This is a genomic window from Streptomyces sp. SPB074, assembly GCF_000154905.1.
Lineage (GTDB): Bacteria > Actinomycetota > Actinomycetes > Streptomycetales > Streptomycetaceae > Streptomyces.
Window position 1 is genome coordinate 4713707 of record NZ_GG770539.1, and the last position, 2884, is coordinate 4716590.

General features: G+C 74.5%; 2 protein-coding genes and 1 pseudogene. 1 reads left to right on the forward strand and 2 read right to left on the reverse strand.

Annotation, left to right across the window (positions count from 1 at the left end; genetic code table 11):
* Positions 1–32: 32 nt before the first annotated feature.
* A complete protein-coding gene (locus tag SSBG_RS19800; protein ID WP_037870198.1) occupies positions 33–860 on the forward strand; it encodes an SAM-dependent methyltransferase in 828 nt (275 codons plus the stop codon).
* Between the two features lie 210 nt (positions 861–1070).
* Here the strand turns inward: SSBG_RS19800 and SSBG_RS19805 are convergent.
* Together SSBG_RS19805 and SSBG_RS19810 are read right to left on the reverse strand one after the other, a co-directional pair.
* Positions 1071–2416 (reverse strand): annotated as a pseudogene (locus tag SSBG_RS19805) (diaminopimelate decarboxylase).
* Positions 2417–2639: 223 nt separating this feature from the next.
* Positions 2640–2884: helix-turn-helix domain-containing protein (locus SSBG_RS19810; protein WP_037870200.1), on the reverse strand; the 245-nt coding region annotated here is incomplete at its 5' end.

A 2884-nucleotide genomic window follows, 5' to 3' on the forward strand; every position in this document is an offset into this window, starting at 1 on the left:
AGAAGTCCTGGAGGGGAAGGGGCTGATGGGTGATGGGCGCGTACGAGGTGGATCTCGAACTGGACCGTGCGCACTCGGCCCGCGTGTACGACTGGTTCCTCGGCGGTACGACGAACTTCCCGGCCGACCGGGAGGCCGCCGCGGCGGCCCGCGCGGCCTTTCCCGTCATCCTGACCACCGCCCGCGTCAATCGCGCCTTCATGCACCGCTCGGTCCGTCTCCTCGCGCACGAGGGACTCGACCAGTTCCTGGACATCGGCACGGGCATCCCGACGAGCCCCAACCTCCACGAGGTCGCCCAGTCCGTCCGCCCCGCCGCCCATGTCGTCTACGCCGACCACGACCCGATCGTCCTCGCGCACGCCCGCGCCCTCCTGCACAGCGGTCCGCAGGGCCGTACGGCGTACGTGCAGGCCGAGGCCCGCGAGCCGGCCGCGCTCCTCGGCGCCCCCGACCTGCTCGCGACGCTCGACCTCTCCCGTCCCGTCGCCCTCTCGCTCAACGCCCTCCTCCACTTCGTCCCCGAGGACGCGGAGGCGTACGGGCTCGTCGCGGCCCTCAAGTCGGCGCTCGCGCCCGGCAGTACGCTCGCGATCAGCCACGTCACACCGGAGTTCGACCCGCCGGGCATCGCCCGCCTGACACAGGCGTACGCGTCCTCGGGCACCCCCGGCAAGGCCCGCACGCGCGAGGAGATAGCCCGCTTCTTCGAGGGCTGGGACCTCCTCGACCCGGGCCTCGTCCCGAGCCACGCATGGCGCCCCGAGGGCCCGGACCCCACGACCCCGGCCGAGTCCGCCTGCTACGCGGCCGTGGCCCGCAAACCCGCGCCCCGGCCCGCGGCGGGCCGGCCGGTGTAACCCTTCTGGACGCACGCCGATTTGGCGCGGGCACACACATCCGGGGATGATCGGGACTCCGCTCCGCGAAGCGGCACGATCCACGCGGGAACGCGCGGCCCGGTGCCGTTCCGGACGCGCGGGGCCTGAGCTCCGTACGGAAAAGGACGCCCCGCGGCGCCCACTTCGGGGCCGTACGGAGCAAAGGACACCGCAGGACCGATGTGCCCCTCAGCCGCGTGCGGCGGGCGGTTCGCCCACCCCTTGCAGGCCGCCCGACTCCGGCCCTCCGCTCTCCGCCAGCAGCTCAGCCAGGGACTGGCCCCGGCGGATCGTGGCGAAGCGCGTGCGGCCCTCCCCGTCCGTCCAGAAGCCGTGGACCGCCGGGCGCGGGAGGCTGTTGTAGGCGAAGTGCGTGGAGAAGTAGCAGGCGCCCGTGTCCCACAGGGCGATCAGGTCGCCCGGGGACAGCTCGGGGAGGGTGCGGGCGCGGGCCACGAGGTCGCCCGCGAAGCAGCAGGGCCCCGCGACGTCCTGGACCAGGTCGGGGGACTCCTTCAGCGTGCCGTCGGAGGCGAAGGCGGCGACGCGCAGCGGCCAGGCGTCGGGGGCGAAGACCGTACGGGTCGCGACCTGCGCGCCCGCGTGCGTCACCGCGATGCGGCGCCCGCCCGACGTCTTCGTGTACTCGACGCGCGCCGCGACGAAGCCCTGCTTCGCGAGCAGTGAGCGGCCGAACTCCATGCCGATCGTGTAGCGGCCGTCGAAGAGGCCGGGGACCCGCTCGCGCAGCAGCTCCGCGTACTCCGCGAAGCGGGGCGCGGTCTCCTCGCCCTCGAAGTTGACGGGAGGCCGCCGCCGATGTCGATCGTGTCGATCTGCCGGCGGCCCGCCTCGCGGTTGACACGCTCCGCCAGCTCGTACACCACCCCTACCGCCTCCGCCATCAGCTCCAGGGCGACGCCCTGCGAGCCCGTGTGCGTGTGCAGGCGCGTGAGCCAGGGGCGCTCCACGTACTGCCGTACGAGCCAGTCCTCCGCGCCCGGGTCGCGCAGCGCCACGCCGAACTTCGAGGTCGCCGTGGCCGTCGACATGGCCCCGATCGAGCCCGTACCGACCTGCGGGTTGACGCGCACGCCGAGTGGCGAGTCGGTCGGGCCCTCGGCCATGAGGGCGTCGATACGGGCCAGCTCCTGCGGGCTGTCCGCGTTGACCGCGATGCCGTGCGCGAGCGCGTCGCGCAGCTCGGCGACCGTCTTGGCGGGCGAGTCGAAGACCGTACGGGACGCGGGCACCCCGGCCGCGCGGGCCAGTTCCAGCTCGCCGGGGCTCGCCACCTCGCAGCCCACGCCCTCCTCGTCCAGCACCTCCAGGACCGGTACGAGCGAGGCCGCCTTCACGGCGAACGTGTGCAGGATGGGCGCGGGCCCGGCGAAGGCGGCGCGCAGTTCGCGGGCGGCCTCGCGCACCCCCGTCACGTCGATGAAGCCGGCGACCGGGGTCCCGGCGTCGAGCAGTCCGGTGCGCGCGGCCTCGCGCAGCGCCGCGTGCCTGCGGGCCAGGGGCTCGTGTTCCATCGTCGGGTCTCCTCGCCGAAAGCCGGGCGGCGCCACCGTCCGTGCCGCCGTACGGCCACTCTCCGGCACCCGCCCCCGCCTCGTCTGCGGCGCGTCGGCCCACGTCACCGCCGTTCCCCTCGTACGGGTGGACAGGAGGGGCCGGGGAGCGGGCACGGGCTTGTGCGGAGGTGAGAGGGGGCGGGGGTCGGGTTCGTACGGGAGCACAAGGTGCCGGGGTGGCTCAGGGGCGGTCCGGCCACGGCAGCAACCCCGCCGCGCGCAGCCCCAGTTCCGCGAGGAGGCGCGTGTCGGGGTCGGTGAGATCGACGTCGAAGAGGTCGTGGAGGCGGCGCAGCCGGTAGCGGAGGGTGTTGGGGTGCACGGCGAGAAGCCGCGCCGTCGCGGGGACGTCGCCGAAACGGTCGAGGTACGCGGCGAGGGTGCGGGCGAGGTCCGTACGGTGCTCCGCGTCGTGCGCGAGGAGCG